The following is a 24,188-nucleotide window of genomic DNA, read 5'->3' as shown; positions in this document are numbered from 1 at the left end:
TGTTATGACGGTGACTTGTCAGACTGCGGCTTTGAATCGGGTGCCGCTTTCGCATCGTCTGAGACTTCTTGTGGGGTCACCTGTGCGCCCGGCTTGGCACGCTGCAGACCGGTGCTGATCACACGTTCACCCGCTTTAACACCGTCAGTGACTAACCATTTGTCGCCAATCGCCTGAGAGGTGGTGACCTGACGCGCTTCAACTTTGTTATCTGCACCTACGACCATGACCGTTGCCTGACCCGTTGGGGTACGGGTTACCGCCTGTTGCGGAACCAGCAATGCATCAGGATTGGTGCCTTCATCCAGACGCGCACGAACAAACATGCCCGGTAACAGGGTATGGTTCGGGTTCGGGACAATGGCGCGCAGGGTGATAGAACCGGTGGTTTCATCAACGGTGACGTCAGAGAACTCCAGCGTACCAGGCTGTGGATAGCTGCTGCCGTTCTGCATCAGCAGTGTCACGTTGGCTTTGCCCTCGCTCTGCTTCAGCTGACCCGACTCCAGTTCTGAACGTAAGCGCATAAAATCTTCGCTCGACTGGGTGACGTCGACATACATGGGATCAAGTTGCTGCACGGTGGCCAGTGCGGTGGTTTGTGCGCTTTGTACCAGCGCACCTTCCGTTACCGACGATTTACCGATGCGGCCACTGATAGGCGAGGTGACTTTGGTGTAAGCCAGATTAATGCGGGCCGTTTCGACATTGGCTTTTGCTACCTGAACTGCAGCCTCGTTTTGCGCGGCTGTAGCAACAGCGGTGTCATAATCCTGCTGACTGATATATTTGGTGCCGAGCAGAGGTTTATAACGTTTGACGGTCAGCTGAGCGATATGTGCGTTAGCCTGCGCCTGCGTTAAATCACCTTTGGCGCTGTCATAGGCTGCCTGATAGGTAGCCGGATCGATCTGATAGAGAGACTGACCTGCTTTAACGTCGCTTCCTTCAATAAAGTTACGCTTCAGAATAATACCGGACACCTGCGGACGGACTTCAGCCACACGGTATGCCGAGGTGCGGCCTGGTAATTCAGTTGAAATCTTAAGGGGTTCCGTTTTCAGTGTAACAACACCTACGGCTGGCGGTTGCTGCTGGGCGGCTTGTTCGGATTTATTGTTGTCACATCCTGTTAACAAAAAGCTGCCTGATAGCATCAGGGCGGCCGCCAGAGGCGATAATCCTCTGATTTTATTCATAAATAAACCTCTAGTGTCCGGTATCAATTGGTCAATGGATCACAAACTGAAAAACCCATTGCTGTGGCAAGGCGCAGGTCATGCTATGGTACATACATTCACAAATGTATGTAAACTTACCTGTTTGTAAAAAAAGCCCACTATGGCACGAAAAACCAAAGCGCAAGCACTTGAAACACGGCATCAAATTCTTGATGCCGCTATTGTTCTCTTTTCGCAGCAGGGCGTCTCAGCAACCTCACTGGCAGATATCGCCACCGCAGCCAGCGTTACGCGCGGGGCAATCTACTGGCATTTCAAAAACAAAGCCGATGTATTACACGAAATATGGCTTCGTTGTGATGCGGGTCTGGACGATGTGGAACTTGAGTATCAGACAAAATACCCTGGCGATCCACTCTCTGTGTTGCGCGCAATGCTGGTCTATATCTTTGAAGCGACTGCAAAGGATCCACAGCGACGCGCGTTGATGGAGATCATTTTCCATAAATGCGAGTTTGTGGGCGAAATGTCAGCACTGAAGAATATGCAACAAAGCTTACTGCTGGAATGCTACGATAAAATTGAAGATGTCCTGCGCCAGTGCATTGACGCCGGACAACTTCCGGGCACTCTCAGCACGCGTCAGGCTGCCCTGATTATGCGCGGTTACGTCAACGGTATGATGGAAAGCTGGCTGTTTTCGCCGGACAGTTTTGATTTAGCCGCAGACGCACCCGTTCTGACCAACGCCTTTATCGATATGCTGCGCCTCAGTCCGACGCTGGCGGCGTCCTGTTAGGTCGGCTGGCTATCGCGCTTGTTCTCGAAATCGCGCTGCACCATAGCCAGCGCGGAGAGCACGGTCTCAACCGGCAATTGATGCTCTTCCAGTAGCTGAATCAGATCAACAGCCAGTTTGACGTCGTCAGGGGCGTTTTCCAGTGACATCTTGTCTCCTAAATACGTAATCGGGCCGCGACCAGCAGCATCAGTAACGCGCCGACAATCGCTATGCCCAGGGCGCCAGCATGCAGCGTTGCCAGCGAGCCCAGTTCAAAATAGGCGGCGATATAGCCGCCGATCAGTGCGCCGATCATCGACAGCGTCAGGGTCGCCATCAGGCCACCGGGCCGACCCGGTATCAGCAGACGCTTTAACAGGCCCAGCAGTAGCCCGCAAATTAGCCAGCTCAGTAAACCCATGGTTCGTCTCCAGGCAGAATTGCACTCAGTATAGAAGCGCTTTTCTCACGCTGCGCTTTATTCGCTGTGCTCACCGCCGCGCAGGGAAGCGCCCCATTCGACAGAGCGAATCGCCTGACGACAGCGCGCCAGTCTTCCCTCTAGTGTTTCCAGATCCTGCTTCAGCTGACGCTGGACCGCCAGCGTTTCGGCCAGTGCCAGCCGCTGTTCACGCTGATCGATCATCGCCAGTAAGCGCCGTTCAAATTCACGGTACTCCTGATATTTTGAGGCGCGTGGGTTCTTAACCGGCTGTTCACGTTGGGTACGCAGCTTTTGGGTACTCGCCTCGCGTTGCAGGGCAGCAATCTGATCCACCAGGTGTTCAGCCAGCCAGGCACTGCGCGCCAGATCGTTAACGCTGTCGCACAGTCGGGCGAAATTCTGTTCCACTTCCAGCAGGTAATCTGCCAGCCGCGTGCCTTTGGTGCGAAAAAGCTGCGAGTCAAAGCGTGGCATACGGCACTCACCATCCGGATGACGCGCAATCTCCTGACGCAGGTCGATCAGAAGCTGTTGCAGGCGCTGTTGCAAAGCGATCGCACTCATCGCGTGACGTCCGGTTGTGCTAACGTAGTCGGATGAGGAAAGAGCTGGGCGGGATTCATGCAACGCATTCTGTTATTAACCCTCGGCTGGCTGGCGATTGTGCTGGGGACGCTGGGCATTGTATTACCTTTATTACCTACCACGCCATTCATGCTGCTTGCGGCCTGGTGTTTTGCGCGGTCATCGCCACGCTTCCATCACTGGCTGCTGTGGAAATCGCCATTTGGCCGCTATCTGCGCCACTGGCAACAGCATCGCGCAATGCCGCCGGGCGCCAAAGTCCGTGCTATCTGCCTGATAGTCGCAACATTTAGTCTTTCGCTTTTCCTGGTGCATCAGCTCTGGGTACGCATCATGTTGCTGATCATGCTGGCGGCGCTGCTGCTGTTTATGTGGCGTATTCCGGTGGTGGCAGAAGCAGCGGACGCACCCAAGTCGCCGCGATAAAGTTGCATTTAGCCGGTCATTTGCTTAGATTTGGGCGTCTTCGTGCGTGGCTTCCCTTTGTGAATTGACTTCCGCTGAGCCTTTTACCAGGTATTAGCGCTTTTGAAGCTGCGCGAAACAGAATTTCTTACCAGGCGTATCATTATGACCGACACTGCGCAGCAGCTTGAATTCATTAAAAACAGCATTAAAAGTATTCCCGATTATCCTAAGCCAGGCATCCTGTTCCGCGATGTCACCAGCCTGCTGGAAGATCCCAAAGCCTATGCCGCGTCGATTGCGCTGCTGGTTGAGCGTTACCGTAATAAAGGCATCACTAAAGTGGTGGGTACGGAAGCGCGCGGTTTCCTGTTTGGTGCCCCGGTGGCATTAGGCCTCAATGTCGGTTTTGTTCCGGTGCGTAAGCCCGGCAAACTGCCGCGTGAGGTTTACAGTGAAGCTTATGAGCTGGAATATGGCACCGATCAGCTGGAATTGCACAAAGATGCCATCCAGCCGGGCGATCTGGTGCTGGTGGTTGATGACCTGCTGGCGACCGGTGGGACCATTGAAGCGACCGTTAAACTGATCCGTCGTGCAGGCGGTGAAGTGAAAGACGCGGCTTTCATTATTAACCTGTTCGATCTGACCGGTGAATCGCGTCTCAATGCCCTGGGCGTTGAGAGTTACAGCCTGGTCAAATTCCCCGGCCACTAAGCCACTCTTTCGGCCTTGCCACCCGGCGAGGCCGTCACGCCTCTGGCGTCAAGATAACGAGTGCCAGCCAAAAGCGTAGCTGATAGACTACTGCAATCTTATACAGGGGTTGCAGAGCGTCTGCGCTCATCTTTCCATCCAACTTCGTCGAATCCACATGAGCTATCAGGTACTTGCGCGAAAATGGCGTCCCCAGGCTTTTGCTGATGTTGTCGGTCAGGAACATGTTCTGACGGCGCTGGCGAATGGATTGTCTCTGGGACGCATCCATCATGCTTATCTCTTCTCCGGCACCCGCGGCGTGGGGAAAACCACCATTGCGCGTCTGCTGGCCAAAGGCCTTAACTGCGAAACCGGTATCACCGCCACGCCCTGTGGTCAGTGTGATAACTGCCGTGAAATTGAGCAGGGCCGCTTTGTCGATCTGATCGAGATTGACGCCGCATCGCGTACCAAGGTTGAAGACACCCGCGATCTGCTCGACAACGTGCAGTACGCCCCGGCCCGTGGACGCTTCAAAGTCTATCTGATTGATGAAGTGCATATGCTGTCGCGTCACAGCTTCAATGCGCTGTTAAAGACGCTGGAAGAGCCGCCTTCACACGTTAAGTTTCTGCTGGCGACTACCGATCCGCAGAAACTGCCGGTGACGATTCTTTCGCGTTGCCTGCAGTTCCATCTCAAAGCGCTGGATGTTGATCAAATCCGCCAGCAGCTCGAGCATGTGCTGAAGCAGGAACAGATTGAGAGCGAAACCCGGGCGCTCCAGCTGCTGGCGCGCGCCGCCGATGGCAGTATGCGCGATGCGCTGAGCCTCACCGATCAGGCGATTGCCATGGGGCAGGGCGCGGTGACCAGCAACACGGTCAGCGTCATGCTCGGCACGCTGGATGATGAACAGCCGCTTGGGCTACTGGAAGCGCTGGTGGACGGTGACGGTCAGCAGGTCATGACACTGCTGAGCCAGGCGGCTTCACGCGGTGTGGAATGGGAGGCGTTGCTGGTGGAGATGCTGCGCCTGCTGCACCAGATTGCAATGGTGCAACTGCTGCCGGCTTCGCTCAGCGATGATGACGAGAGCAACGCTCTGCGACTGCGTGAACTCGCTCGCGTGGTGCCACCCGCCGATCTGCAACTCTATTATCAGACGCTGTTGATGGGCCGCAAGGATCTGCCGATTGCGCCCGATCGCCGCATGGGCGTGGAGATGACGCTGCTGCGCGCACTGGCGTTCCACCCCAAAGCGGCGGTGGCAGAACCGATTGCCCGTCCCGCGTTAACTCAGCAGATGGCACCTGTCGCGCCGGCGCAGACGGCACCGGCACCTTCCGGGCCTTCGCCTTCAGCACGACACACGGCAGCACAGCCCGCCACAGCGTCACCTGCTCAGACAGCGTCACCTGTGGCGCAGCAGCCTCAGCCGCCGATGCCTGCGCCGCAACAGCACGTTGCCGCTCAGCCGCAGATGGCCGCGCCTGATGCGGCTCCGCAACCCGCGCCTCCGCCGGATGCGGCACCTGAAGCGCCACTTTCAAGCTCCACCAGCCAGCTCCTCCAGGCGCGCACGCAGTTGTTGCGTCAGGGAGCGAACAAACCAAAAAAGAGTGAGCCGGCGGCGCCAGGTGCGCGGCCGGCCAACTCGGCACTGGAGCGGCTGGCTTCGGTTACCGAGCGCAGTCAGCAGCGTATCCGCGATCGCGAGCCTGCCGCGCCGGTAAAAGAGGAAGCTTACCGCTGGAAAGCCGTTAATCAGCAGGTTGAAGTGGCAGAGCCGGTCGCGACGCCGAAGGCCTTGCGTTCTGCGCTGGAGCATGAGAAAACCCCTGAGCTGGCGGCGCGACTGGCGGAAGAAGCGCAACAGCGCGATCCCTGGGCCGCAGAGATTGCGACCCTGCCGCTGCCAAAACTGGTGCAGCAGCTGGCATTAAATGCCTGGAAAGAGACCACCGAAAACGGGGTCTGCCTGCATTTACGCAGCAGTCAGCGTCATCTGAATTCACCGTCGGCGCAGCAGGTGTTATGCGATGCACTGAGTGAGCGTGCCGGGCAGAAAGTTGAACTCTCGGTCGTTGAAGACGATAATTCATCGGTGTTGACGCCACTGGAGTGGCGTCAGGCCATTTACGAAGAGAAACTGGCGCAGGCGCGTCAGTCGATCACCTGTGATACCCACATCCAGACGCTGCAGCGATTTTTCGATGCTGATCTGGATGAGGAGAGTATCCGACCTGTTTGAACACGCTGCTGCTATCGTAACGATAGCGTTGTAGCCTTAGCTGAGAGAGAAAACTATGTTTGGTGGTAAAGGCGGATTGGGCAACCTGATGAAACAGGCCCAGCAGATGCAGGACAAAATGGCCAAGGTTCAGGAAGAGATCGCCGCGATTGAAGTGACCGGCGAATCGGGTGCTGGCCTGGTAAAAGTGACCATTAACGGCGCGCACAACTGCCGTCGCGTGGAAGTCGATCCCAGCCTGCTGGAAGATGACAAAGATATGCTGGAAGATCTGATCGCTGCGGCGTTCAACGATGCGGCACGTCGCATTGATGAAACCCAGAAAGAGAAGATGGCGTCTGTCTCTTCGGGTATGCAGCTGCCACCAGGCTTTAAGATGCCGTTCTGATGCAAACCAGTCCACTGCTTGAATCATTGATGGAGTCGCTGCGCTGTCTGCCCGGCGTTGGGCCGAAATCGGCACAGCGCATGGCTTTTCAGCTGCTGCAGCGCGATCGCAGCGGTGGTATGCGCCTGGCGCAGGCGCTGACCCGGGCGATGTCGGAGATTGGTCACTGTGCTGATTGCCGGACATTCACCGAGCAGGAAATTTGCACCATCTGCGCCAATCCACGGCGTCAGCAGAATGGTCAAATCTGCGTAGTGGAAAGCCCGGCAGATATTCACGCCATTGAGCAGACCGGCCAGTTTGGCGGCCGCTACTTTGTGCTGATGGGACATCTGTCGCCGCTCGACGGCATTGGTCCGGCAGATATCGGCCTGGATCGTCTGGAACAGCGACTGGAGAGTGAAACGCTGCAGGAAGTGATCCTCGCGACCAATCCGACGGTGGAAGGCGAGGCGACCGCAAACTACATTGCGGAACTCTGTGGTCAGTATGGCGTTGACGCCAGCCGTATCGCGCACGGTGTGCCGGTGGGCGGAGAGCTGGAGATGGTCGATGGCACCACGCTGTCCCACTCGCTGGCAGGTCGACAGAAGTTTAAATTTTAATCACTTGCCGGTGTTGTGAAAGACACCGGCTTGAAAACCCCCGCGTCATCCCCACATCAACCTCAACAACGTTTGTTCAACCTGTTTTGTTGAGGTAGCAATGACCATGAAAGGACAAGAGACCCGTGGCTTTCAGTCGGAAGTAAAACAACTTCTGCACCTGATGATCCATTCTCTCTATTCAAACAAAGAGATTTTCCTGCGTGAGCTGATTTCCAATGCCTCGGATGCGGCAGACAAACTGCGTTTCCGCGCGTTGTCAGATTCCAGCCTGTATGAAGGTGACGGCGAGCTGCGCGTTCGTCTCTCTGTTGATAAGGACAACCGTACCCTCACGCTCAGCGACAATGGTATCGGTATGCGTCGCGATGAGGTCATTGAGAACCTCGGCACTATCGCCAAATCGGGCACCAAATCCTTCCTGGAATCCCTCGGCTCCGACCAGGCTAAAGACAGCCAACTGATCGGTCAGTTCGGTGTGGGCTTCTACTCTGCCTTTATCGTGGCAGATAAAGTCACCGTTCGTACCCGCGCTGCGGGCGCATCTGCCGATGAAGGTGTGTTCTGGGAATCTGCGGGCGAGGGCGAATATACCCTGGCTGAGATCGAGAAAGCCGATCGTGGTACTGAGATCACGCTGCATCTGCGCGAAGGCGAAGATGAGTTCCTGGACGCATGGCGCGTTCGCAGCATCATCAGTAAATATTCCGATCACATCGCGCTGCCGGTTGAGATCGAGAGCAAAGATGAAGAGGGCGAGGGAACTCACTGGGAGAAGATCAACAAAGCCCAGGCGCTGTGGACCCGCAACAAAGCTGAGATCAGCGACGACGAGTACAACGAGTTCTACAAACATATCGCCCATGACTACAGCGACCCGGTCGCCTGGAGCCACAATCGGGTGGAAGGTAAGCAGGAGTACACCAGCCTGCTCTACATTCCGGCGCGTGCGCCATTTGATATGTGGAACCGCGATCAGAAACATGGCCTGAAACTCTATGTGCAGCGCGTCTTTATCATGGACGATGCTGAGCAGTTTATGCCGAACTACCTGCGCTTTGTGCGTGGTCTGATTGACTCCAGTGATCTGCCGCTCAACGTCTCCCGCGAGATCCTGCAGGATAGCCGCGTGACCCAGAGCCTGCGTGCTGCGCTGACGAAGCGTACTCTGCAGATGCTGGAAAGACTGGCGAAAGATGACAACGAGAAATACCAGACCTTCTGGAATGAGTTCGGCCTGGTGCTGAAAGAGGGTCCGGCGGAAGATAACGCCAACCAGGAAACGATTGCGAAACTGCTGCGCTTCGCCACCACCCAGAGCGAAGGTTCAGCACAGACCATTTCACTGGAAGATTACGTCAGCCGCATGGTGGAAGGTCAGGAGAAGATTTACTACATCACTGCTGACAGCTATGCCGCTGCGAAGAGCAGCCCGCACCTGGAGCTGTTCCGCAAAAAAGGCATCGAGGTGCTGCTGCTCTCTGACCGCATCGACGAATGGATGATGAGCTACCTCACTGAGTTCGACGGTAAGACCTTCCAGTCGGTCAGCAAAGCGGATGAGTCGCTGAGCAAACTGGCGGATGAAGAGACCGAAGAGCAGAAAGAAGCGGAAAAAGCGCTGGAGCCATTTGTTGAGCGTGTGAAAAATCTGCTGGGCGAACGCGTGAAAGAGGTGCGTCTGACCCATCGTCTGACCGACACGCCAGCGATTGTGACTACCGATGCCAACGAGATGACCACGCAGATGGCGAAGCTGTTTGCGGCGGCTGGACAGGAAGTGCCGGAAGTGAAGTACCTGTTTGAAATCAACCCGGATCACCCGCTGGTGAAACGTGTTGCGGATACGCAGGATGAAGCACGCTTCGGTGAGTGGATTGAGCTGCTGCTGGATCAGGCGTTGCTGGCAGAGCGCGGTACGCTGGACGATCCAAACCAGTTTATCCGCCGCATGAACCAGCTGCTGACCGCATAACGGCAACAGGCCGGTGGTTTTCACCGGCTTTTTTTATGGCTGTGCGGCCTCACGCAGCCAGTCACGAAACACACGGATCTCTGTATCCTGACGACGGCTCTGCTTCGTCATCATCCAGGTCGCACGCTCCACGGGAACAAAGCCCAGCGGGGCGATCAGCGTGCCATCTTCCAGCTCTTTGCGAACCAGCAAACGCGGTGCCATCAGAACACCCAGACCACTTCGTGCGGCCTGAATGCCCAGCGACAGCGTCTCAAAATGTTTACCGCTATTAAAGCGACCCCTGACTCCGGTCTGGACCGCCCACTCTGACCAGGCGTGCCGTCGGGTATCTGCATGGAGCAGAGGCAGTGCTACCAGATCCTCTCCGACCCGCAGTTGCGTGGCAAAATGCGGTGCGCAAAGCGGTCCAATCTCATCCTCGCTGACCAGCGTGGCGTCTAAATCGGGTTCAGGTGGATCGCCATGGCTGAGGATCAGTACATCCACATGTTCGCTGCGCAGTTGCGCGATCTCAGCGAGCGGCAGAAAGTGAACTTCAATCTCCGGATAGCGTTGGTAAAAGCTGGCGATTCGGGGGATCAGCCATTGTGACAAAAAGCTGGGAGCACAGGAGACGCGGATTTGCTGAAGCAGGCCGGTGCGAATAGTCTCGCAGCTGCTGCGTAACTCACTGAATGCCTGCTGACAGCTCAGAAGCAGCCGGTCGCCGTGTGCGGTCAGTTTCACGCGGCCATGACTACGGACAAACAGCGGCTTACCCATCCAGCTCTCCAGCTGGCGAATCTGATGGCTGATGGCGCTGTGGGTCACATGCAGATGTTCAGCCGCCACACTAAAGCTGCTGTGTAAGGCTGCCTGGTGAAAATAGTGCAGCGCTCTGAGTGGTGGCAGTCCGTTCATCCCTATCTCCTGTGCAGAAACCTAACAGGGATTGTTAATTTATATCATTTTAATGTCCAGCCGCATTCCTCTACTCTGTAAAGCAAATTCTGGCGGGTTGACTCAGCCTTATATCTGTGTTTTTTTTCACCGATATTCCGCCTCGCTTAACCTGCGCTCACGCCGCACACTCCCTGAAGCGAGACAACCATGGCTCACAGCCCTTTATCCTCTGAAACGTCAGCAGAGGCGCGCCATCGGTTACGCCTGGCGCTCTCACGCTTTTACCGGCTGGAGCAATTCGATCTCTTCTTCGCGCCCTCACTGCATGTAGCGCAGGTCCTGCTTTCTCAGCTTTTTCTGCGTCAGGAGCAGGCACGTAATCAGCAGCGCTACGCCTCGCGTTATCCGATCACCGAACTTAGTAACCTGCCAGCGGTTCCGCTGATAGCAGGCAGCATTATGCTGGTTCCTCATATCGAATTGCCGAATGGCCGCGTGCGTCCCTTACAGGATTGCCAGAATCAGGGCGTGACTGAGGCGAGCGAGAGCTTCGCCAGCGTGCTGCATCAAAGACTGATCGATGAATCCCATTTGTTTGTTACCCGGCTGGATCGCCACGCTGAGATCTGCAGCGATCTGGTGCTCGTAGCGTTGCGGACCCATGACTTCAGTACGCTGGTGCGCAGCGAACTGCGGCTATTTGAACAGGGACTGACTCTTAACGCCACGTATGAGGCGCTGCGCCGCTTCGACGATCCGCTGTGGCGCCCCTACAATGCTGCCACCGTCGATGCGCTTTCCCTGTCATCCCCACTGCCGCTGAACTCCTGTCATCAGCCTGGTTTGCCGTTCGCCAGCTTTAATGTTCCGGCCTCGCTGATCTCTGCGCTGTCAGATGCGGACGATGTGGTGAAATGGCCGCAGCTGGCGAGGCTGCAGCTGAATGCTAACGTGCGGGGCAGCGGCAAAAAAAGCGTGAATATGACGCATCATCTGAGTCGGCGACTGCAATTTCTGCTCAGCGCAGGTGGTAAATCTGAAAAAGCGTCAGTCAGGCCGGGCGGGTCGGGGTCAGGGCCAGAAAGCCGCTAAAGTCACCCTGCGCGATCCGCGCCCTTCCTTGTGATGAGCGGGTCATAATGGTATGTTCTTCCGCTTCTAAGATAGATCAATGCGATTCGCAAGGGGATTTACGCAATGCGTATTATTCTGCTCGGAGCTCCGGGCGCAGGTAAGGGGACTCAGGCCCAATTCATCATGGAGAAGTACGGTATTCCGCAAATCTCCACCGGCGACATGTTGCGTGCAGCAGTAAAAGCAGGCAGCGAGCTGGGCAACCAGGCGAAAGCCATTATGGATGCTGGCAAACTGGTGACCGATGAGCTGGTGATTGCGCTGGTCAAAGAGCGTATCACTCAGGAAGACTGCAAAAACGGTTTCCTGCTGGACGGTTTCCCGCGCACCATTCCTCAGGCAGATGCAATGAAAGAGGCCGGGATCAAGGTTGATCACGTGCTGGAGTTTGCCGTACCGGACGAACTGATTGTTGAACGCATCGTGGGCCGTCGTGTTCACACCCCATCTGGCCGCGTTTATCACGTCACCTTTAATCCACCGAAAGTGGAAGGCAAAGATGATCTGACCGGCGAAGAGCTGACCACGCGTAAAGACGATCAGGAAGAGACCGTGCGTAAGCGCCTGGTGGAATACCATCAGATGACCGCGCCACTGATTGCTTACTACAGCAAAGAAGCGGAAGCGGGCAACACCGCCTATCACAAAATCGACGGGACCCGTAAGGTGACCGAAGTGAGTGCTGAGCTGGCTAAGATCCTCGGCTAAGCTCAACGGGGCCGGTATTACTGGCCCCTTTTGCAGTAATCGATTTTACCTCCCACTAATTCCGCTACAATTTCCCCGTTTTCACGCATCCCCGCTGTCATCAAGGAACTCCAATGAGGCAAGATAAGCCCGGCGTGTTATTGGTAAATTTAGGTACGCCAGACGCCCCAACCACACCTGCAGTTAAACGCTATCTGAAACAATTTTTAGGCGATCCGCGCGTGGTTGATGCGCCGCGCTGGCTCTGGTGGCCGGTTCTCAATGCTGTCATTCTGCCGTTTCGCTCGCCACGCGTCTCTAAACTCTACGCATCGGTCTGGATGGAAGGGGGATCACCGCTACTGGTTTACAGCATGCGTCAGCGCGATGCCCTGGCGGCCCGTGTTGATATGCCCGTCGAGCTGGGCATGAGCTATGGTAACCCGAGCCTGAAAAGTGCAGTCGATAAGCTGATGGCGCAGGGCGTGACCCGCCTGATTGTGCTGCCACTCTACCCGCAATTCTCCTGCTCCACTGTGGCCTCAGTGTGGGATGGTCTGACCGCCGTATTCAAAGATTACCGTTCGCTGCCTGACGTGCAGTTTATTCGCGACTATGCCGAGCATCCGGCCTATATCGCCGCGCTGAAAGCGACGGTGGAGCGCTCATTTGAGCGGCACGGTCAGCCCGATCTGCTGGTGTTATCGTTCCACGGCATTCCGCAGCGTTTTGCCAACGAAGGCGATGACTACCCGCAGCGCTGTGCGGATACCACTGCGGCCCTGGTTAAAGCACTGGGTCTGCGTGACGGTCAGTACATGATGACCTTCCAGTCACGTTTTGGTCGTGAACCCTGGCTGATGCCTTACACCGACAAAACCATGGAAAGCCTGCCCGCCAAAGGGATCAGGCATGTTCAGGTGATGAGTCCGGGCTTCTCCTCTGACTGTCTGGAGACGCTTGAGGAGATCAGTGGCGAAAACGGCGAGATCTTCATGCATGCCGGTGGTGAGAAGTTTGAGTATATCCCTGCGCTGAACGCCGATGAGGCGCATATCGACATGATGGCGCAACTGGTCGACGCACGCCGTTAAAGCGCAGGCGGAGAGTGTGATATCATTCTCCGCCTGTTTTTCCAGACGGCACCTCCCGATGAAATTTCCCGGCAAACGCAAATCCAAACACTACTTTCCCGTCAGCGCACGCGATCCCCTGTTACAACCCGCACAACACGACGTTGATGCCGGCAGCTGGGTGGTGGGTATCGACCAGACGCTGGTGGATATCGAAGCAAAAGTCGATGACGCTTTTCTTGAGCGCTACGGCCTGAGTGCCGGGCACTCGCTGGTCATCGATAATGCCGTCGCGGAAGCGCTCTATAACGAGCTGATGCGCGAAGCGCTGATCACCCATCAGTTTGCCGGTGGCACCATCGGTAACACGCTGCATAACTTCTCGGTACTGGCTGATGACCGCTCGGTGCTGCTGGGTGTTATGTGCAATAACATCCAGATTGGCGGCTACGCCTATCGTTATCTCTGTAACACGTCAAGCCGGGTCGATCTCAACTATCTGCAGGGTGTCGATGGCGCTATTGGCCGCTGCTTTACGCTGATTGGTGAACATGGCGAGCGAACGTTTGCTATCAGCCCAGGCCAGATGAACCAGTTACATCCGGATAACGTGCCGGAAGAGGTGATTGCCGGTGCCTCTGCCCTGGTACTGACCTCTTACCTGGTGCGCTGCGCCGAAGGTGAGCCGATGCCGCAGGCGACGTTACGGGCGATTGAGTATGCCAAACGTCACAACGTGCCGGTGGTGCTGACGCTGGGCACCAAGCATGTGATTGGCGATAATCCTGAGTTCTGGCGGGACTTCCTGCGTGATCATGTCAGCATTGTGGCCATGAATGAAGAGGAAGCGCTGGCGCTGACCGGCGAAGCCGATCCACTGCTCGCTTCCAATATGGCGCTGGATTGGGTGGATCTGGTGCTCTGCACCGCCGGCCCGATTGGGCTTTACATGGCGGGCTACACCGAAGACGAGTTCAAACGTAAAACCAATCATCCGCTGTTGCCGGGTGCGATTGCTGAGTTCAACCAGTACGAGTTCAGCCGCGTAATGCGCCAGCAGGATTGCCAGCAGCCGCTGCGTGTTTTCTCGCACATCGCGCCTTATATGGGCGGACCGGAAAAGATCATGAACACCAACGGTGCCGGTGATGGGGCGCTGGCGGCGTTACTGCATGACATCACCGCCAATAACTATCACAGCCTGAATGTGCCTAACTCCAGCAAACATGCGCGTCCGTATCTGACCTATTCGTCGCTGGCGCAGGTGTGTAAATATGCCAACCGTGTCAGCTATCAGGTGCTGAATCAGCATTCGCCGCGTTTAACCCGCGGCCTGCCGGAGCGGGAAGACAGTCTGGAAGAGTCTTACTGGGATCGGTAAAGCGGGTCGCCACAGGGCGGCAGACAGTTTGCAAACTTAAATGAGGGTGAATCTGACAGCAATGGATTAATTCAACGCGCAGGGAACAGGGTCAGAAGAGGAAAGCGTCCCGCGCCAGGACGGCGCGGGCCGAGCATGTCATGGATGACGGCTTTTGCGTCTTTCCGATCTGAACCTGTTCCCTGTGCCGTCTCGGTATCACAGCTATACGGGCCAGACTTAATCAGCGCACTACGTCGCAGGCCTGTAAATCCTCGCCCTGCGTCATCTCATCCTGCAGAATTTGCAGCATACTGCTGGCAATCTCACGCTCACCCATCACCACGCGAGTGGCGCCACGTTCCATGATGTACTCCACTTCATCGTCATAGTGAGCGCGGGCGATAATCTCGATATTCTGATGTTTTTCACGCGCGGCGGTGACCACTTCTCCCGCCTCATATCCATTCGGGATGGTCAGCAACAGCCAGCGGGCGCAGTCGAGTCGGGCCAGTTCCATGGTGTCCGCGCGAGCCGCATTTCCCAGCACGGCTTTGATGCCTTGCTCGCGCAGTGCTTCAACACGCGTGCGGGAATTCTCAACCACCACCAGCGGAACATTGGCTTCAAGCAGCTTCTGGCCAATCAGGCTGCCAACACGGCCATAACCCACAATCACGGCGTGATTGCAGAAATCGACCGGGATCTGCTTCTCTTCTTCAATTGCTTCTTCCAGCGTCTGCTCTTCCATCGTCTCCGTTTTCGCCAGGAAACGCTCAAGCAGGGTAAACAGAATCGGGTTAAGCATAATCGACAGGATGGCGGCGGCCAGCACCAGATTGCGGCCCTCATCATTCAGCAGCCCAAGTGAGATACCCAGGCCGGCCAGAATAAAGGCGAACTCACCAATCTGCGCCAGGCTGACCGAAATGGTCAGAGCCGTACGACGCGAATGGCCAAGCAGCGACACCAGCAGCCAGGCAGCGACTGACTTACCCACCACAATAATGACCAGCGCGCCCAGCACCGCCAGCGGCTGCGTGACCAGAATCGACGGGTCAAACAGCATGCCGACCGACACAAAGAACAGTACGGCAAACGCATCGCGCAGTGGAAGGGTATCGCGCGCAGCGCGGTGGCTCAGTTCCGACTCGTTCAGCACCATACCGGCGAAGAAAGCGCCCAGCGCAAACGACACATCAAAGAATTCAACCGCACCAAAGGCGATGCCCAGTGCCAGTGCTAACACCGCCAGTGTAAACAGCTCGCGTGAGCCAGTGGCGGCGCTGCGGGCGAGAATCCAGGGCACAGCACGGCGTCCCACCACCATCATCAGCACCATAAAGGCGGCGACTTTGCCAATCGTCCACAGCAGGTCCCAGACCAGCAGTCCGGCGCTGGCGTTACCCTGTTCCATCATGCCGGCAATCGCAGGCAGCAGCACCAGCGTCAGTACCATCACCAGATCTTCAACGATCAACCAGCCAATCGCTATCTGTCCACGCTGGCTGTCGATCAGCTGTCGCTCCTCTAACGCGCGCAGTAACACCACGGTACTGGCGGTAGAGAGGCACAGACCAAACACCAGGCCCGTCATCCATGACCATCCCATCGTCCACGATAATCCCATTCCCAGTAACGTCGCGACCGCGATCTGTGCGATGGCACCGGGAATGGCGATCGACTTTACCGACATCAGATCTTTCATCGAGAAGTGCAGGCCGACACCAAACATCAGCAGGATAACACCGAGTTCTGCCAGTTCAGGGGCCAGATTTGTATCTGCAACAAAGCCGGGAGTAAAGGGACCGGCCAGCACGCCAGCTATCAGGTAGCCGACCAGGGGAGAAATTCGCAGGCGATTTGCCAGCATCCCAAGGAGAAATGCCAGAACCAGTGCTCCGACAATGGTAGTGATCAGCGGTGTGGTGTGATGCATGCCTGTCTCCTTGTATACAAATGTGTCCGCTTGTAACAAATGAGTTTAAAACAAAATCTATTCTTTCGCTGAGCAATTTGCGGGAATACCTTAAAAAACCACGAAAAAAAGTCAAATGTACAGTTGAGTGGGTGTTTTTATTCATTATCCGCAATATTCACTGATTTGACGCTTCAGACCAGGGGATGAGAAATAAATATCAGATGCAGTAAATGATGCCGTTCTGGCGTGAAAAAGAGATAAATGTGTGTGCAGAGCAGTTAAATTCTGTCAGCGGCACTTTTTACAGCAGTCAGCAGGGAGGTCAGCAATAGCGTTTACTGCCTGTATCTGCACTCTCCACCAATAACCGGACAGGGTCACTGGTAAAGCGCGTTATCGCACTAACGCCGCTTTGCAGGGCTGTCCTGCTCATCAAAGGCGGATCAGAAATAAAAGAACAGGGCGTGTCAGGCAGATGAATGTGCATTGGCCTTGAGTTCGCCGGGGGAATGTGCGACACAGTGGGGCAAAGCGGCAGAAAATCGGGCCAGACGATAAATTAAGGAGAGTCACAGTGTTGTTATCTAAATGGACAGGGGTGGGCATGGCACTGCTGGTGGCCGTGATGCCGCTGTTTTCACAGGCCGCCCAGGCCGATCGCACCTATCGTTTCAGTCTGCTGCACACCAACGATGAGCACGGTCACTTCTGGTTTAATGAACAGGGTGAGTATGGTCTGGCCGCGCAGAAAACCCTGATGGATACTATGCGCTACGATGTTCAGTCCCGCGGCGGCGGCGCATTGATCCTCTCTGCCGGTGATGTGAACACGGGCGTGCCGGAGTCCGATGAGCTGGACGCTGAACCCGATTTCCGCGCGATGAATCTCATTGGCTATGATGCGATGGCGCTGGGCAATCATGAATTCGACAAGCCGATCGCGGTCCTGCGTAAGCAGGAGAAGTGGGCGAGATTCCCGCTACTGGCCGCCAACGTGTATCAAAAAAGCACCGGTCAGCGCCTGTTCAAACCCTGGGCGGTATTCAACCGTCTCGGATTAAAGATCGCGGTGGTCGGGCTTATCACCCCGGACACGGCGAAACTGGCTAATCCGGCCGGACTGACAGATACCGAGTTCCGCGATCCGGTCGCAGAAACGGTGAAAGCGGTGGCTGAATTGCGCGCCACCGAGAAGCCGGACGTGATTGTCGCGCTGACCCATCTGGGCCACTATGACGACGGTAAACACGGCAGCAACGGCATAGGTGATGTCACGCTGGCGCGCAGCCTGCCTGCCGGAACGATCGACCTGATTGTCGGCGGTCATTCGCATGATGCGGTCTGCATGGAAAAAGAGAACGTCAGCGTAAAAAATTATCAGCCAGGCCAGCCGTGTGAGCCGGATAAGCAAAATGGCATCTGGATTATGCAGGCCGACAAGTGGGGCAAATATGTCGGCCGCGGTGACTTCACCTTCCGTAATGGTCAGGTGACGCTGGAGGCTTATCAGCTGGTGCCGGTTAACCTCAAACATAAGATAAAGAATGCAGATGGCAGCGAAACCTGGCTGACCTGGCAGGAAGAGATCCCGAAAAACACCGCCATGATGAAGTTGCTGATGCCGTTCCAGAAACGTGCAGAGGCGAAGTTAATCATGAATGTTGGCAGCGCTGACGGCAATTTCAGTGGTGAAAAAGAGCAGGTTCGCTTTGAGCAGACGAATCTGGGCCAGCTGATTCTGCGCGCCCAGATGGCGTTCACCAAAGCCGATTTTGCGGTGATGAGCGGTGGCGGTATTCGTACCTCACTGAAAGCAGGCAAGCTGAACTGGCGTGACCTGTTGCAGGTTCAGCCATTTGGCAATCAGGTGGTTTCGGTCACCCTGACCGGTGCGGAGATCAAAAAATATCTGGATGTCGTTGCTAATATTCAGCCTGATTCAGGCGGCTACGCGCAGTTTGCCGGCATCAGCCTGACCACCGACGGTAAGCAGGTCAGCAACGTCAGCATTAACGGTAAACCGCTGCAGGACACGCAGATTTATCGCATGGCGACCAACAGCTTCAATGCAGCAGGTGGCGACGGTTACCCGCGTCTGGATAATCACCCCGGGTATGCCAACAGTGGAGCCGTTGATGCGCAGGTGCTGCGCGACTTCATTAAGGCGCATTCGCCAGTGAAAGCCAGCGACTATGAGCCGAAAGGGCAGATCGTGCATTTGACGGATGAGCAGATTAAGGCGCGGGATGAGGCGGCGGAAAAAGCGCGGAAGCGTAATTATCCCAAAATGATTCTGGCGTGGATCTGGCCGTGGGGGAACCAGACAGCCGCCACGCATTGAACTCACCGGGAGGCGCTTGCGCCTCCCTTTTTTCTTACGCCTGGCAGGAGTGACGTCTAATCCAGCGCTCGCGCAGTTTGTCCCATACCCAGTTGTAGGCCATGGTGTAGGGCAGGAAGAAGAGGAAAAAGGCCACTTCTACCAGCAATGCCTGACCCAGGGAGATATCCAGCATCCAGGCGGCAATCGGCAGACCAATCAGGATAAATCCGCCTTCAAACCCCAGTGCATGTAACACACGCACGCCGGGTCCGCGTTTCTGGCCCGGCGCATAGAGCCTGTCAAATCCGCTGTTATAAATCATGTTCCATAGCATCGCGACCGTTGAGAGCATAATCGCCAGCGATCCCATCTGAAACAGCGGCTTATTCATCACCCATGCCGCCAGCGGCGAAACGGTCAGAATCGCCAGCGTTTCAAAGCAGACAGCATGAAGAATACGTTCTTTAATTGAGCGGGTACGCATTGTTAATTCTCCTTGAATAATGCGGCGCATTTTCACACGTCAGAATGCTAAGATAAAATGAACACCTATCGAAAAAAGCGATGGTTCAGATGCGTTACTCCCCGGAATCCCTTGAGGCTTTTATGCAGACCGTGGCGAGCGGTTCTTTCTCTGCGGCGGCGCGCGCGCTGGGTAAAAGTCAGTCCACCATCAGCGCAGCAGTGGCAAATTTAGAAGATGATCTCGGTTTCGTGCTGTTTGATCGCGCCGGTCGTCAACCCATCCTGACCGAGCAGGGACGCCGTGTTATTCCTCAGGTTCAGCAAATCCTCGCCGCCAGTGAGCGGCTGGATGCGCTGGCGATACGTCTGTCGCAGGGCGTTGAGCCCCGGCTGAGTTTTGCTATGTCCGATTTCTGGCAAACCGATCACCACGAGCATCTGCTCAGGCAATTTGATGCCCGTTATCCGGAGATTGAACTGGAGGTCATGATTGCCGAGGATGGCGATGTGCTGGATCTGCTGCAGGCCGGGCGGGTCCATCTGGGTGTGGTGCGGGCACAGCCTAATCTGCCGGTGGATATTGCGGTAGCACGACTGCAGGTTGAAGCGCAGATGGCCGTCTTTTTACATCGCGATCATCCGCTGGCGCAGCTTAGTACCGTCAGCGAAAGCGAGCTGGAAGGCGTTCGTCACCTGCGGCTAAACACCTGGGTTGAGGCCTCTGAACCCGCGCCGATGGGACGAATCTGGTCGGCACCCACGTACTTACTGCTGTTAGAGATGGCGGAGCAGGGATTTGGCTGGACTGTTTTGCCGCGCTGGCTGGTGAAGCAGTTTGGACATGACGTCCTGAAAGAGCTGTCGATGCCGGGCTGGCCGCAGCATATCGCCATTGAGGTGGTGTGGTCGCGACGCACGCCACCTGGCCCGGCGGGCCGCTGGATGATCGATCAGCTTTGCGCCCAGCCACGGGTTTAATCGTGGCGGGCGATATCCGCAAACGGGGCGTCCAGCAGCCGCGAAAGATCCTGTGGTGCCAGTTCGATATCCAGTCCACGCTTACCGCCTGAAATAAACATGGCGTCAAATGCGCTGGCAGAATGGTCAATCACCGTAGGCAGCCGTTTTTTCTGCCCCAGTGGACTGATACCGCCCACCAGATAACCGGTAACCCGCTGCGCCAGTTGGGGATCGGCCATATCTGCTTTCTTCGCGCCCAGCGCTTTTGCCACCTTCTTGAGATCCAGCTGTGTCGAAACTGGCGTAATCGCCACCGCCAGCTGTTTCGCCTCGCCATTCAGCGCCACCAGCAGCGTTTTATACACCTGCCGCGCATCCAGATTGAGTTTGCGCACGGCTTCATCACCAAAATGCGTTTCGTGACTGTCATGCTCATAGGGGTGCAGGATGAAGCTGACTTTTTGTTTTTCCAGCAATTTTACGGCGGGCGTCATACGGGCTCCTTACTAAGAAAAATCTTATTGCGCGGATCCATTGAAAAAGGTGGCGAAATTTTGTTCTTTGCGTAAAATTGGCCTCGCGCCCGCAATCTGATTGCTGGCGATAACCAAAATCATAAACAAATTCCTCTTTGACGGGCCGATAACATTATCGGCTCTCTTTTTTTCAGGGCTTCTTCAGCATCTCAGGCAGATTAGCTTCGCCGTACAGATGCAGCGCGCCGACCGCGACCACATAGTTTCCTGCCGCGAGCCCTCGCAGGCTGTGACACCATTGCGCATTGCGCTGACCGATCAACGTATCATTCAGCGCCTGACTAAACGTGGCGGGCAGGGTAATTTCCGGCTGGCGTGGCGGCGTATCGAGCCACCAGCTCACCATCATCTGCAGCAGTCGCGCATTGGTATGCCAGTGCAGCAGCGTATCCTGTAACAGCGCCATACCGTCATCCGGCAGTGCGGTCAGCAGGGCGATCTGTGCATCTGCGCCTTCCAGTTCAATCACCGGCTTGTTCAGATCTTTTGCTGCCTGCAGCAACTGATAATCGATGCCGTAGTCAGGTCGCAATCCCAGTCTTTGCGCCTGCTGTGCCTGTAACATCAGCGCCACCTGCCAGGCGGGCAGGTTATCCAGCAGGCTCAGGTTGAGACTCATCTCCTGACACATTGCGGTGAGCGTTTGCATCGTACTGCTCTCCAGCCGTGTCGCGAGTGCTGGACGATCGCCCCGGTGATCAAAGGGTGATCCACCCTGCGTAATATCCGCTTCCACTATGAGCGCATCCGCCTGCTGCAACCGATGCAGCAGGCGCGGCGGCAACGGTTGCATGTCGCGCGTTCCCATATGGATGCTACCCACCAGATGCAACTGACGATCGCCAAGCCGGACATCCATCGCAGGCCAGCGGTAACTGGCGGGAAAAAGTTGGCTGATAAAGCCGCGCAGTGAGCGCCAGATGTTGCCTGTCATTCCCAATCCTTGCGGTTCAAAACGCCATGCTAGCGACTTCAGAGAACGAAAAACAGCGCTGAAAAGGCGATTACTGGCGCGGCGGTTGGTAACGCAGCAGGCGGTTTGCATTGCTGACCACCGTTATAGAGGAGAGCGCCATCGCTGCACCCGCCACAATCGGGCTAAGCAGAGTACCGGTCAGCGGATAGAGCACACCCGCAGCCACCGGAATACCGATGCTGTTATAGATAAATGCGCCAAACAGGTTCTGCCGGATATTGCGCAGTGTCGCAGAAGCGAGCGCTAACGCATCCGCCACGCTGTTCAGGTCGGCACGCATTAATGTAATGCCTGCCGTTTCCACGGCGACATCGCTGCCGCCGCCCATGGCAATGCCCACTTCGGCCTGCGCTAGCGCAGGCGCGTCATTGATACCATCACCGACCATCGCAACGCGGCGGCCCTGTTGCTGTAAGGCTTCAATGGCAGCCGCTTTGCCATCCGGCAACACGCCAGCAATGACTTCATCAATACCGGCTTCGGCTGCAATGGCGCGCGCGGTATTTTCATGGTCACCGGTCAGCATAATCAGGCGATAACCCTGCTGATGCAGCCGCTTCAGGGCGGCGCCACTTTCTGGCCGAAGCTGATCGCGGAGCGCAATCAGACCGGTTAGCTGGCCCTGTTCCGCCAGTAACACCGGCGTTGCCCCCTGTTGTGTCAGGCGCGCAATCTCTGCTTCTGCCACCTGATAATCAATGCCGCTGTCGTGTAACAGTGCAGCATTACCCAGCAGCAGCGTTCTGCCATCCAGAATACCGCTGACCCCTTTACCGCGTATTGTACGAAATTGCGCTAACTGAGGCGGTTGCGTCAGTTTCGCTTCAGCGACAATCGCTTTCGCCAGCGGATGACCCGAGGAAAACTCCAGCGCGGCCGCAGTCGCTAACACGGATTCACGGCTGGCATCACCCCAGACCAGCACCTCGCTGACCTGCGGCTTACCGGCGGTGAGAGTACCGGTTTTATCAAACACCAGCGTGTCGATTTGGCTGGCGCGCTGCAGGGCATCGGCGTCGCGGACCAGCACGCCCAGTTCAGCGGCACGTCCAACACCGGCAATAATTGACATCGGTGTCGCCAGTCCCAGCGCACAGGGGCAGGCAATAATCAGAACGGTAGTCGCGATTACCAGCATGTAAGCGATGTGTGGCTGTGGCCCGAACAGATACCACACTGCGCCGCTGAGCAGTGCAATCAGCACCACGACCGGAACAAAAACAGCAGAGATACGATCGGCCAGACGTCCCACATCCGGTTTGCTGCTCTGTGCCTGACGTACCAGCCGGATAATGCGCGACAGGGTGGTGTGATTCCCGGTGGCCCGGGCGGTAAATTCAACCGAGCCGTCCTGCACCAGCGTGCCGGCGAAGATCGCCGCACCCGGATTTTTGCTTTGCGGCACCGCTTCGCCGGTAAGCATCGCTTCATCAAACCAGGCTTCACCCGTGACGATTTCACCATCGACCGGAACCCGATCGCCGGTGACCAGGCGCAGCGTCATGCCAGGCTGGACGTCGCTTACCGGGATCAGCCGGTCACCCTGTTGATCGACCAGCCGCGCTTGGGCCGGCGTCAGATCAAGCAGGCGTTCCAGCGCCTTAGACGATCGCTGACGCGCCCGCTGCTCCAGCGCATGCCCCAGATTGATCAGTCCCAGAATCATGACGCTGGCTTCAAAATAGAGATGGCGTGCCTGCGGCGGGAAAAAGTCGGGCCACAGCACCACGCTAAAGGAGTAGACCCAGGCGGCGCCTGTGCCGAGTGCCACCAGCGTATCCATGGTGGCACTGCCATTGCGTAAACTGCGCCAGGCACTGCGATAAAAGTGGCTGCCGGTCACGACCATGATCAGCAGGGTTACGACGCCCAGCGCCAGCCAGGTGGTGTGGTTGCTGTCGGTGAGCATCATGTTGTTGCCCACCATACCCCAGATCATCAGTGGCACGCCAAACGCCAGGGCGACAGCAGCCTGCCAGCTGAAACGCCGCATGGCACGGCGAGCGCTGTGCTGCTGTTTTTCACGTCGCTCCTGCTCGTCATCAACGACCTGTGCGCCGTAACCTGCGGCATCGACGGCAGCCACAAGCTGGTGCGGGTCAGCATTACCCAGCACCAGCGCGCTGCGTTCACCGAGATTGACCCGTGCCTGGCTGACACCGGTAACCTGCTGCAGCGCTTTTTCAACACGACTGACGCAACTGGCACAGGTCATGCCTTCAATCAGCAGCATATGGGCAGGCAACGCTTTTTCTGCCGGATGAGAAGCGGTCTCCGTTGTCAGCGCCTCCGGCGGCGGCTCCGATGCTGTCAACGGTTCAGACTTTGGGGAGGCGTCTGCTGTTTTCAGCGTGGCGTGATAACCCGCCTGTTCCACAGTAGCAATCAGCGCGGCCGCATCCGCCTGACCAGAAACCTGCGCTTCCTGTTGAGTGACCTCAGCCAAATCAACATCGTCGCGTTGTTCCAGTGCCTCTTTGACGCGTTTGACACAGTGGCCGCAGGATAAGCCGTCGAGTGCCAGGGAAATAGTGTGTGACATAATCAACT

General features: G+C 56.4%; 23 protein-coding genes and 1 other annotated feature. Of the genes, 13 read left to right on the top strand and 10 right to left on the bottom strand.

Translation table 11 applies throughout. The features are described from left to right. Window positions 1–2: 2 nt before the first annotated feature. Window positions 3–1,199 carry an efflux RND transporter periplasmic adaptor subunit gene (locus KTJ90_RS14525; protein WP_078804162.1) on the bottom strand — a complete coding sequence of 399 codons (1,197 nt, stop codon included), beginning with the start codon at window positions 1,197–1,199 and terminating at the stop codon, window positions 3–5. A 142-nt stretch (window positions 1,200–1,341) separates the two neighbouring features. Here KTJ90_RS14525 and acrR point away from each other — a divergent pair, with 142 nt between their 5' ends. Next, on the top strand, window positions 1,342–1,980 hold the full coding sequence (acrR, locus tag KTJ90_RS14520) for a TetR/AcrR family transcriptional regulator (RefSeq protein WP_499025144.1): 639 nt from the start codon (window positions 1,342–1,344) through the stop codon (window positions 1,978–1,980). Here acrR and rsmS read toward each other — a convergent pair. Genes rsmS through priC form a run of 3 tightly spaced genes read right to left on the bottom strand, consistent with a single transcriptional unit; the run spans window position 1,977 to window position 2,971 of the window. Beyond that, the gene (rsmS, locus tag KTJ90_RS14515; protein ID WP_003850436.1) at window positions 1,977–2,129 is read right to left on the bottom strand and encodes a pleiotropic regulatory protein RsmS; all 153 of its coding nucleotides are present in this window, start codon (window positions 2,127–2,129) and stop codon (window positions 1,977–1,979) included. The two genes, acrR and rsmS, sit on opposite strands and share 4 nt — an antisense overlap. Before the next feature lie 8 nt (window positions 2,130–2,137). Further along, a complete protein-coding gene (locus KTJ90_RS14510; RefSeq protein WP_008924913.1) occupies window positions 2,138–2,383 on the bottom strand; it encodes a GlsB/YeaQ/YmgE family stress response membrane protein in 246 nt (81 codons plus the stop codon). A gap of 57 nt (window positions 2,384–2,440) precedes the next feature. Further along, window positions 2,441–2,971: a primosomal replication protein PriC gene (gene priC, locus KTJ90_RS14505; RefSeq protein ID WP_182630044.1), complete on the bottom strand. Its 531-nt coding sequence runs from the start codon at window positions 2,969–2,971 to the stop codon at window positions 2,441–2,443. A gap of 57 nt (window positions 2,972–3,028) precedes the next feature. On the opposite strand from priC, the gene KTJ90_RS14500 reads away from it, so the two are divergent. The 6 genes from KTJ90_RS14500 (at window position 3,029) to htpG (ending at window position 9,318) form a co-directional block, all read left to right on the top strand. Further along, complete coding sequence (locus tag KTJ90_RS14500) at window positions 3,029–3,418, top strand: DUF454 family protein (protein ID WP_003850431.1); 390 nt, start codon at window positions 3,029–3,031, stop codon at window positions 3,416–3,418. 144 nt (window positions 3,419–3,562) lie between these two features. Further along, complete coding sequence (apt, locus tag KTJ90_RS14495; RefSeq protein ID WP_182630043.1) at window positions 3,563–4,114, top strand: adenine phosphoribosyltransferase; 552 nt, start codon at window positions 3,563–3,565, stop codon at window positions 4,112–4,114. 157 nt (window positions 4,115–4,271) lie between these two features. Next, entirely contained in the window at window positions 4,272–6,350 is a 2,079-nt protein-coding gene (dnaX, locus tag KTJ90_RS14490; protein WP_499025141.1) for a DNA polymerase III subunit gamma/tau, read from the top strand. Further along, window positions 5,692–5,753 (top strand) — a sequence feature (DnaX frameshifting element). It overlaps the preceding gene by 62 nt. A 55-nt stretch (window positions 6,351–6,405) precedes the next feature. After that, window positions 6,406–6,738, top strand: coding sequence for a YbaB/EbfC family nucleoid-associated protein (locus KTJ90_RS14485; RefSeq protein ID WP_003850423.1), 333 nt, complete (start codon window positions 6,406–6,408; stop codon window positions 6,736–6,738). Then, window positions 6,738–7,343 (top strand): recombination mediator RecR, encoded by a 606-nt coding sequence (gene recR, locus KTJ90_RS14480; RefSeq protein ID WP_003850420.1) that lies wholly within the window; start codon window positions 6,738–6,740, stop codon window positions 7,341–7,343. The genes KTJ90_RS14485 and recR overlap by 1 nt, the downstream gene beginning before the upstream one ends. 100 nt (window positions 7,344–7,443) lie before the next feature. Continuing rightward, entirely contained in the window at window positions 7,444–9,318 is a 1,875-nt protein-coding gene (htpG, locus tag KTJ90_RS14475) for a molecular chaperone HtpG (protein WP_008924917.1), read from the top strand. A gap of 33 nt (window positions 9,319–9,351) precedes the next feature. Here the strand turns inward: htpG and KTJ90_RS14470 are convergent, their stop codons facing one another. Then, complete coding sequence (locus KTJ90_RS14470; protein WP_078804164.1) at window positions 9,352–10,221, bottom strand: LysR substrate-binding domain-containing protein; 870 nt, start codon at window positions 10,219–10,221, stop codon at window positions 9,352–9,354. Between the two features lie 189 nt (window positions 10,222–10,410). Here KTJ90_RS14470 and KTJ90_RS14465 point away from each other — a divergent pair, with 189 nt between their 5' ends. The 4 genes from KTJ90_RS14465 to KTJ90_RS14450 all read left to right on the top strand — a co-directional run bounded on the left by KTJ90_RS14465 (window position 10,411) and on the right by KTJ90_RS14450 (window position 14,478). Further along, entirely contained in the window at window positions 10,411–11,295 is an 885-nt protein-coding gene (locus tag KTJ90_RS14465; protein ID WP_003850414.1) for a DUF6024 family protein, read from the top strand. Window positions 11,296–11,400: 105 nt separating this feature from the next. Beyond that, window positions 11,401–12,045 (top strand): adenylate kinase, encoded by a 645-nt coding sequence (gene adk, locus KTJ90_RS14460; RefSeq protein ID WP_003850412.1) that lies wholly within the window; start codon window positions 11,401–11,403, stop codon window positions 12,043–12,045. A gap of 113 nt (window positions 12,046–12,158) precedes the next feature. Next, on the top strand, window positions 12,159–13,118 hold the full coding sequence (gene hemH, locus KTJ90_RS14455) for a ferrochelatase (RefSeq protein ID WP_003850410.1): 960 nt from the start codon (window positions 12,159–12,161) through the stop codon (window positions 13,116–13,118). A gap of 58 nt (window positions 13,119–13,176) precedes the next feature. Beyond that, window positions 13,177–14,478, top strand: a complete 1,302-nt coding sequence (locus KTJ90_RS14450) for an inosine/guanosine kinase (protein WP_003850408.1) — start codon at window positions 13,177–13,179, stop codon at window positions 14,476–14,478. 223 nt (window positions 14,479–14,701) lie between these two features. On the opposite strand, the gene ybaL is transcribed toward KTJ90_RS14450, so the two are convergent. After that, complete coding sequence (ybaL, locus tag KTJ90_RS14445; protein ID WP_003849412.1) at window positions 14,702–16,396, bottom strand: YbaL family putative K(+) efflux transporter; 1,695 nt, start codon at window positions 16,394–16,396, stop codon at window positions 14,702–14,704. Between the two features lie 556 nt (window positions 16,397–16,952). Here ybaL and ushA point away from each other — a divergent pair. Continuing rightward, a complete protein-coding gene (gene ushA / locus KTJ90_RS14440; RefSeq protein ID WP_003849416.1) occupies window positions 16,953–18,719 on the top strand; it encodes a bifunctional UDP-sugar hydrolase/5'-nucleotidase UshA in 1,767 nt (588 codons plus the stop codon). Window positions 18,720–18,753: 34 nt separating this feature from the next. On the opposite strand, the gene KTJ90_RS14435 is transcribed toward ushA, so the two are convergent. Further along, on the bottom strand, window positions 18,754–19,185 hold the full coding sequence (locus tag KTJ90_RS14435) for a multidrug/biocide efflux PACE transporter (RefSeq protein ID WP_003849418.1): 432 nt from the start codon (window positions 19,183–19,185) through the stop codon (window positions 18,754–18,756). 89 nt (window positions 19,186–19,274) lie between these two features. On the opposite strand from KTJ90_RS14435, the gene KTJ90_RS14430 reads away from it, so the two are divergent. Next, window positions 19,275–20,144 carry a LysR family transcriptional regulator gene (locus KTJ90_RS14430; RefSeq protein ID WP_033742998.1) on the top strand — a complete coding sequence of 290 codons (870 nt, stop codon included), beginning with the start codon at window positions 19,275–19,277 and terminating at the stop codon, window positions 20,142–20,144. Here KTJ90_RS14430 and ybaK read toward each other — a convergent pair. The 3 genes from ybaK to copA all read right to left on the bottom strand — a co-directional run bounded on the left by ybaK (window position 20,141) and on the right by copA (window position 24,180). Continuing rightward, window positions 20,141–20,620: a Cys-tRNA(Pro)/Cys-tRNA(Cys) deacylase YbaK gene (gene ybaK, locus KTJ90_RS14425; RefSeq protein WP_039659101.1), complete on the bottom strand. Its 480-nt coding sequence runs from the start codon at window positions 20,618–20,620 to the stop codon at window positions 20,141–20,143. The genes KTJ90_RS14430 and ybaK overlap by 4 nt on opposite strands. A gap of 172 nt (window positions 20,621–20,792) precedes the next feature. Continuing rightward, entirely contained in the window at window positions 20,793–21,596 is an 804-nt protein-coding gene (locus KTJ90_RS14420) for a TraB/GumN family protein (protein WP_499025131.1), read from the bottom strand. Window positions 21,597–21,666: 70 nt separating this feature from the next. After that, window positions 21,667–24,180 carry a copper-exporting P-type ATPase CopA gene (gene copA / locus KTJ90_RS14415; protein ID WP_140033630.1) on the bottom strand — a complete coding sequence of 838 codons (2,514 nt, stop codon included), beginning with the start codon at window positions 24,178–24,180 and terminating at the stop codon, window positions 21,667–21,669. Between the last annotated feature and the right edge of the window lie 8 nt (window positions 24,181–24,188).

This window comes from Pantoea jilinensis (assembly GCF_019104105.1).
GTDB classification, from domain to species: domain Bacteria; phylum Pseudomonadota; class Gammaproteobacteria; order Enterobacterales; family Enterobacteriaceae; genus Pantoea; species Pantoea eucalypti.
The sequence above is the reverse complement of the archived record's forward strand: the minus strand, read 5'-3'. Positions and strand labels throughout refer to the sequence as shown.